Source organism: Saccharomonospora halophila 8 (assembly GCF_000383775.1).
In the GTDB taxonomy this organism is placed as follows: Bacteria; Actinomycetota; Actinomycetes; order Mycobacteriales; family Pseudonocardiaceae; genus Saccharomonospora; species Saccharomonospora halophila.
The window spans coordinates 26,695-33,499 of sequence record NZ_KB912566.1; the positions used below are offsets into that span (position 1 = coordinate 26,695).

Below are 6,805 nucleotides of genomic sequence, written 5' to 3' on the forward strand. Positions count from 1 at the left end.
GGCGAGGGCGTCCGGCTCGTCCGCGCCTCGGCTCCGTGGGCCGAACCGCTGCACGGTGCGGGCGGATGGACCGACTGGCTCGACCGGGCCACCACCGCCACCGACCTCGAACGCCTCAGCCCGTCCGACGGGCGGTGACTCGCGGGCCCGCACCCGCCCGGGCCGGGACGGCACCGGCGTACTGTCATCGCCACGGAGCCGCCCGGACACACCGGCGACTCCGTCCACACCGACCGACCCGAGGAGGTATCCCGTGATCACCGCGATCGTCCTGATCCACGCCGCGACCGACACCATCCCCGAGGCCGCACGCACGATCGCGGACATCGACGGCGTGTCCGAGGTCTACTCGTGCGCCGGGGACGTCGATATGATCGCGATCGTGCGGGTGTCCGGCCACGAACAGTTGGCCGACCTCATCCCGGGCCGGATCGCCAAGGTCGACGGTGTCCTCGACACCGACACCCACATCGCGTTCCGGTCGTACTCCAGCGCCGACACCGAGTCCGCCTTCGAGATCGGCATCGACGAGGGCTGAGCCGACCTCGCACAGCCGACCACACCGAGCCGACCACATGAGCCGGCCACCCGGAACGATATGCGAAGGGCCGCCCACCACGGGGGTGGGCGGCCCTTCCGGTCGTCTCGTCCGTCAGCGTTCGCTGGCCGAGCCGGCCTGTTCCGGCTGCGGCGCCTCCAGCTCACCGGCCTCGGGATAGTCCCCGTGCTCGGTCTTGGCCCGCTCCAGCGCCGCCGTCTCCTCCGGCGGATCCGGCGTGACCCACGAGCCGGGCACCGGCTTGCCCGCGGTGCCGAGCTCGTTCATCTTCTTCGGCACCGACGCGCCCTGGTACTCCAGCGGCACCGGGTGGCCGTGCTCGTCCACCGGGCCGAGCGGCTGGTGGATCTCGATGAACTCGCCGTGCGGCAGCCGCTTGATGATGCCGGTCTCCACGCCGTGCTCCAGCACCTCACGGTCGGATCGCTGCAGCCCGAGACAGATCCGGTAGGTGACGTAGTACGCCAACGGCGGCAGCAACAGCAGTCCGATCCGGCCCGCCCAGGTCATCGCGTTCAGCGAGATGTCGAACTGGTAGGCGACGATGTCGTTGAAGCCGGAGATCTCCAGCACCATGAAGAACGTCAGCGCCATGACCCCGAGCCCGGTGCGCACCGGTGCGTCCCGCGGCCGTTGCAGAAGGTTGTGGTGCGCGGTGTCCTTGGACAGCTTCCGTTCGAGCATCGGGTACGCGAGCAGCAGCCCGAACAGCAGACCCATGCCGACCGCACCGGCGAAGAACACCGGCGGAACCGTGTAGTCCCCGAGATACAGCTCCCAGGCCGGATAGATCCGCAGGATGCCGTCCGCCCAGGCCAGATACCAGTCGGGCTGGGACCCCGCCGAGACCTGTGAGGGGTTGTACGGCCCCAGGTTCCACACCGGGTTGATCTGGAACATGCCGGACATCAGAGCGGTGAAGCCGGTGACCACCGCGAACCAGGCGCCACCCTTGAGAGCGAACACCGGCATGATCCGCACACCGACGACGTTGGACTCCTTGCGCCGCACGCCGGGGAACTGGGTGTGCTTCTGGTACCACACCAGCGCCAGGTGCACCGCGATCAGCGCGAGCATGATCCCGGGGACGATCAGGATGTGCAGGGCGTACATCCGCGGGATGATCACGGTGCCGGGGAACTCGGCGCCGAACAACGCCCAGTGCGCCCACGTGCCGATCACCGGGATCGAGAGCGTGATCCCGGACAGCGTCGCGCGGACACCGGTACCGGAGAGCAGGTCGTCCGGCAGCGAGTAGCCGAAGAAGCCCTCGAACATGCCCAGGATCAGCAGCAGCGCGCCGATCACCCAGTTCGCCTCCCGCGGCCTGCGGAACGCGCCGGTGAAGAACACGCGCATCATGTGCACCATCATCGCGGCGACGAAGATCAGCGCCGCCCAGTGGTGCAACTGCCGGATGAACAGCCCGCCGCGGACCTCGAACGAGATCTCCAGCGTCGACTCGTACGCCCGCGTCATCTCGACGCCCTGCATGTTCGTGTACGGGCCGTCGTAGACGACCTCCGCCATCGAGGGGTCGAAGAACAGCGTCAGGTACACCCCGGACAGGATCAGGATGATGAAGCTGTAGAGAGCCAGTTCCCCGAGCAGGAAGGACCAGTGCGTCGGGAACACCTTGTTCATCTGGTGCCGCAGACCACGCGCCATGTGGTAACGCTGGTCCGCGTTGGTCGCCGCCTCACCGGCCTGCTTGGACAGGAACCCGGTCCCCTTCGTCGGCGTGGTCAGTGAGCTCATGACGCGCGCTCCCAGTAGGCCGGCCCGACCGGTTCGTCGAAATCGTGCCGGGCGATGAAGTACCCGTCCTCGTCCACCGTGATCGGCAGCTGCGGCAACGCGCGGGTCGCGGGGCCGAAGACCGGTTTGGCGTACTGCAATACGTCGAACTGCGACTGGTGGCACGGGCACAGCAGCCGGTTGGTCTGCTGCTCGTACAGCGAGGCCGGACAGCCGACGTGTGTACACACCTTCGAGTACGCGTAATAGGTACCGTAGTTGTAGCCTTCCTGGCCCGCACGCTGAACGACCTGCTCGGCGTCCTCCGTCCGGAGGCGGATCAGCAACACCGGGCTGTCGGCCCGCTTGAGCGCGGCGGCCAGTGCGTGGTCGTCGCCCCGCTCGGACTCCCGGAACGGCCAGACCGTCACCATCCCGCCCGCGTCGAGATTCTCCGGGCGCACCAGCGAGATGTCGTGCGGGTTGCCGGTGCTGCTCCGGAGATAGACCTTCTCCCCGGGGAACTGCTTCTTCCAGGCGGTGTGCGCCAGCGAGTCCTTGCTCTCCGGATTCGCCCACGGATCCTCGATGAACCCGGCCAGCGGCAGGGCCACCGTTCCCAGGCCGAGAACACCGGCACCGGCACCGGCCGTGCGCTTGATCATCGAACGCCGGGCGATCGTGCTGCGCTCACCGCTGTCGGACAGCTGCGCGAGGATCGTCTGCCGGTCGAGCTCGTCCGACCCCTCGCCCATGTTGTCGGAGCGCTGCTGCACCGCCAGTTCGTCGGGGACGAACCGCTTGGTGTAGAGCAGCACGGCCACCGACAGCGCGAGCACGGAGATCCCCAGGGTGATCCCGAGCATCGGGGTGTACCAGCTGTACCAGAAGTGCGCGCGCTCCTCCGACGGCGGCGCGTACTCGGACGGCCAGAAGATCAGGGCCCCGAGGAAGGCGAGTCCGAACACCGCCGAGACCGCGAACCACAGCGCCACCGAACGCTCGGCGCGCTTCTCCGCCCGCGTACCCTCCACCGGCCACGGGTCCGGATAGTTGACCAGCTCGACGCCGTCGAGCTCGCCACCGAGCTCGACGAGCTCGTCGCGGCTCATCCGCGACAGCTCCTCGTCGGAGGGCCGCTCCCGCGGCTCGTTACCGCTACTCATGCTCTCTCGAACCTGCCTCGCTCCGCTCCGTGTGCGGGACGCGGACGCCCCGCACCGTCTGCCTTCGCCGCCGACCGCGCCCGGTCGGCCTGCCGTACCCGCGGATCATGCATCCGTCACGCTCTCGACCCGATCCAGAGCGTCGCGCCGATCAGGGCACCGATCCCGACGACCCAGGCGATGACGCCCTCCGAGGCCGGGCCGAAGCCGCCGAGCGGGTTCCCACCCGGGTTGTTGTTGCCGTCGGACACCGACTTCACGTAGGCGATGATGTCCTTCTTCTCCTCCGGGCTGAGGTTACGGTCGGAGAACTTCGGCATGTTCTGCGGGCCGGACTGCATCGCCGTGTAGATCTCGGACTCATTGGCCGGGCCGAGCTTCGGCGCGTACTTGCCCGCCGAGAGGGCCCCACCCTGGCCGGTGAAGTTGTGGCACGAGGCACAGTTCAGGCGGAACAGCTCCGCGCCCCGCGCGGGATTCGTGCCCCGCAGCTGCGCGCCGGACTCCGCGGGCCGCTCCGGCCCACCACCGTTGGCCTGGATGTAGGCCCCGAGCGCGTCGATCTCCGCCGGGGTCAGCCTGGGCGGCTTCCGCGCGGCCTGGGCCTCCTGCCGCACCATCGGCATCCGACCGGTCGAGGTCTGGAAGTACACCGACGCCTCGCCCACGCCGATCAACGACGGACCGCGATCCTGCACCCCCTGCAGGTTCGCGCCGTGGCAGCTGATGCAGGTGTTGTTGTAGATCTCCTCGCCCTTGCGCAGCAGCGCCGGGTCCTCCTGCGCCTGCGCCGTCTGCGGTTCGGGGACGAACGTGGCGTACAGCGCCCCCGCACCGAACAGGGCGACCCCGAGCGCGAGCACGCTCGCCATCCGGCGGCGGAACTTCGTGCGACGGCCCGCCCGCCTCGCCGAGGCGGCCTCGTTGTTCGTACTGCTGGTCATCTTCTGCGGCAACCCTTGCTGTCAGTTCGGCCTTGCTGTGCGCCCGGCCCTCGGTCCGGCCGGGCACCTCGTCAGGGAAGGATGTAGATCACACCGAACAGGCCGATCCACACGATGTCCACGAAGTGCCAGTAGTACGAGACCACGATCGCGGAGGTCGCCTGCGCGGGGGTGAACTTGCTCAGCCGCGTGCGGACGAGCAGGAAGACGAACGCCACCAGGCCGCCGATGACGTGCAGGCCGTGGAAGCCGGTCGTCATGAAGAAGACCGTGCCGTAGGCACCGGACGGGATGGTCACACCCTCGTTGACCAGCTGCACGTACTCGCCGACCTGCCCCAGGACGAAGACCGTGCCCATGAGCAGGGTCACGAGGTACCAGCGGCGGAGCCCGAAGACGTCTCCCCGTTCGGCCGCGAACACGCCGAGCTGGCAGGTGACCGACGACGCCACGAGGATGATCGTGAACGGCAGCGCGTAGGAGATGGCCAGGTGGATCGGCTCACCGGTGGCCGGGTTCGGTGGCGGCCACACGCCGGTGTCGTTCTGGGCCTTGACCGTGAAGAACATGGCGAAGAGGCCAGCGAAGAACATGAGCTCGCTGGACAGCCACACGATCGTGCCGACACTGACCATGTTCGGCCGGTTGAGCGAGTGCACCCGCTGGCTGATGGAAGGAGCTGCCGTTGTCACGGCTCGCATTATGTCTCCCCCTCCCCCGTCGCCGCAGATCGGGTCCTACGGACGGTCGTGGAGCCCAGGTCGGGGCCGGCGAACCCGCTGGGTATCCGCGGGGTCCGAGGGTTAACATGGGGCCGGTCACGACCGCCGACGCCCGGAGGACACGAGGATGAGCGAGCCCGCGACGACAATCCTGGTTTTCAGCCACCGGGCGCCGGTCCGCGAGTCGATCATCAATGCGATCGGCCGCCGTCCCGCCTCCGACCTGGGCAGAGTCACCTACGTCGAGGCCGACGGCGTCGCCGACGTACTCAGCCGGATGGACTCGGGTGACATTGATCTCGCCGTACTCGACGGTGAGGCACAACCCACCGGAGGCATCGGCCTGGCCCGGCAGCTGAACCACGAACTCGACGACTGCCCGCCGATCGTGGTGGCCGTGCGTCGCGCGGACGACCGATGGCTGGCGACCTGGTCCCAGGCCGACGCGGTGCTGGTCCACCCGCTGGACCCGTTGACGGCCGCGGAGACGGTCGCGGACGTGCTCCGGTCGCACCGGCGTCCCGCCGTCCGCGGATGACCGGTCGCGGGCGCGCGGCCGTGCCCGACGGCACGGGCCCCGGAACGATCCGGGCGTGCCCCCGGGCCCTGTAGTTCCCGGATCGCCGCACGATCGGCGATCCCCGTACGAATGATCCGGTCGGTCCGTCCGTCGACCCCGTCGACGGAGGAGGGCCCCGGTTCCGGAGAGCGACGATGTCCGAACACACCTGGCCCTCGGTCCTGAGCGCCCTCATCGAGCGCGCCGACCTCTCCGAGGAGGCCACGGCGTGGGCCATGGACCAGGTGATGTCCGGCGAGGCCACGCCCGCGCAGGTCGCGGGGTTCGCGGTGGCGTTGCGCGCCAAGGGCGAGACGGCCGCCGAGATCGCGGGCATGGCGCGCGCCATGCTCGCGCACGCGCGCCGGGTGGAACTCGACGTCCGGACCGTCGACATCGTCGGCACGGGCGGCGACCGCTCCGGGTCGGTCAACATCTCCACGATGACCTCGCTGGTCGTCGCGGCGACGGGTACCCCGGTGGTCAAGCACGGCAACCGCGCCGCGTCGTCGAAGTCCGGGGCGGCCGACGTGCTGGAGGCACTCGGCGTCCGCATCGGGGCCGAGCCGGCGGAGGTCGCCCGGAGTGTCGGCGAACTCGGCATCGGCTTCTGCTTCGCCCCGGCCTTCCACCCCGCCCTCCGACACGCGGGTGGCCCTCGCCGTGAGCTGGGCATCCCCACCACGTTCAACCTGCTCGGACCGCTGACGAACCCGGCGCAGCCCCGGGCCGGGCTCATCGGGTGTGCCTACCCGGACAAGACCCGGGTGCTCGCCGAGGTCTTCGCCCGGCGGGGTGACAGCGTCCTGTTGGTGCGCGGGGACGACGGTCTCGACGAGATCACCACGACCACCACCAGCTCGGCCTGGATCATCTCCGGGGGCGGGGTGAGCACCGGCACGATCGATCCGACCGAGCTGGGGATCCCGTTCGTCGGGCCGGAGGCGCTGCGCGGCGGTGACGCGGAGACCAACGCGGAGGTGGCACGGCAGGTGCTGGACGGCAAGACCGGACCCGTCCGGGACGCGGTGCTGCTCAACGCCGCGGGCGCCCTCGCCGCCCACGCCGGCTTCTCCGGTGACCTCACCGCCGACCTGCGGGCCGGACTGGACCGGGCC

Annotated in this window: 7 protein-coding genes; 3 read left to right on the forward strand and 4 right to left on the reverse strand. The window is 69.6% G+C overall.

The window, feature by feature from the left end; translation table 11 throughout:
* Positions 1–253: 253 nt before the first annotated feature.
* Positions 254–538, forward strand: a complete 285-nt coding sequence (locus tag SACHA_RS0115275) for an Lrp/AsnC family transcriptional regulator (RefSeq protein WP_007025857.1) — start codon at positions 254–256, stop codon at positions 536–538.
* A 114-nt stretch (positions 539–652) separates the two neighbouring features.
* On the opposite strand, the gene qcrB is transcribed toward SACHA_RS0115275, so the two are convergent.
* From qcrB to ctaE, 4 genes are all read right to left on the reverse strand, one after another.
* Entirely contained in the window at positions 653–2,317 is a 1,665-nt protein-coding gene (qcrB, locus tag SACHA_RS0115280) for a cytochrome bc1 complex cytochrome b subunit (protein WP_019811065.1), read from the reverse strand.
* A complete protein-coding gene (qcrA, locus tag SACHA_RS0115285; RefSeq protein ID WP_019811068.1) occupies positions 2,314–3,462 on the reverse strand; it encodes a cytochrome bc1 complex Rieske iron-sulfur subunit in 1,149 nt (382 codons plus the stop codon). The genes qcrB and qcrA overlap by 4 nt, the downstream gene beginning before the upstream one ends.
* Positions 3,463–3,578: 116 nt before the next feature.
* Positions 3,579–4,406: a cytochrome bc1 complex diheme cytochrome c subunit gene (gene qcrC / locus SACHA_RS0115290; RefSeq protein ID WP_019811070.1), complete on the reverse strand. Its 828-nt coding sequence runs from the start codon at positions 4,404–4,406 to the stop codon at positions 3,579–3,581.
* A 71-nt stretch (positions 4,407–4,477) separates the two neighbouring features.
* Positions 4,478–5,107 carry an aa3-type cytochrome oxidase subunit III gene (gene ctaE / locus SACHA_RS0115295; protein WP_028663225.1) on the reverse strand — a complete coding sequence of 210 codons (630 nt, stop codon included), beginning with the start codon at positions 5,105–5,107 and terminating at the stop codon, positions 4,478–4,480.
* 148 nt (positions 5,108–5,255) lie between these two features.
* Between ctaE and SACHA_RS0115300 the strand changes: the two genes are divergently transcribed.
* Both SACHA_RS0115300 and trpD read left to right on the forward strand, forming a co-directional pair.
* Complete coding sequence (locus SACHA_RS0115300) at positions 5,256–5,666, forward strand: hypothetical protein (RefSeq protein WP_019811074.1); 411 nt, start codon at positions 5,256–5,258, stop codon at positions 5,664–5,666.
* A gap of 176 nt (positions 5,667–5,842) precedes the next feature.
* Positions 5,843–6,805: anthranilate phosphoribosyltransferase (trpD, locus tag SACHA_RS0115305; protein WP_019811076.1), on the forward strand; the 963-nt coding region annotated here is incomplete at its 3' end.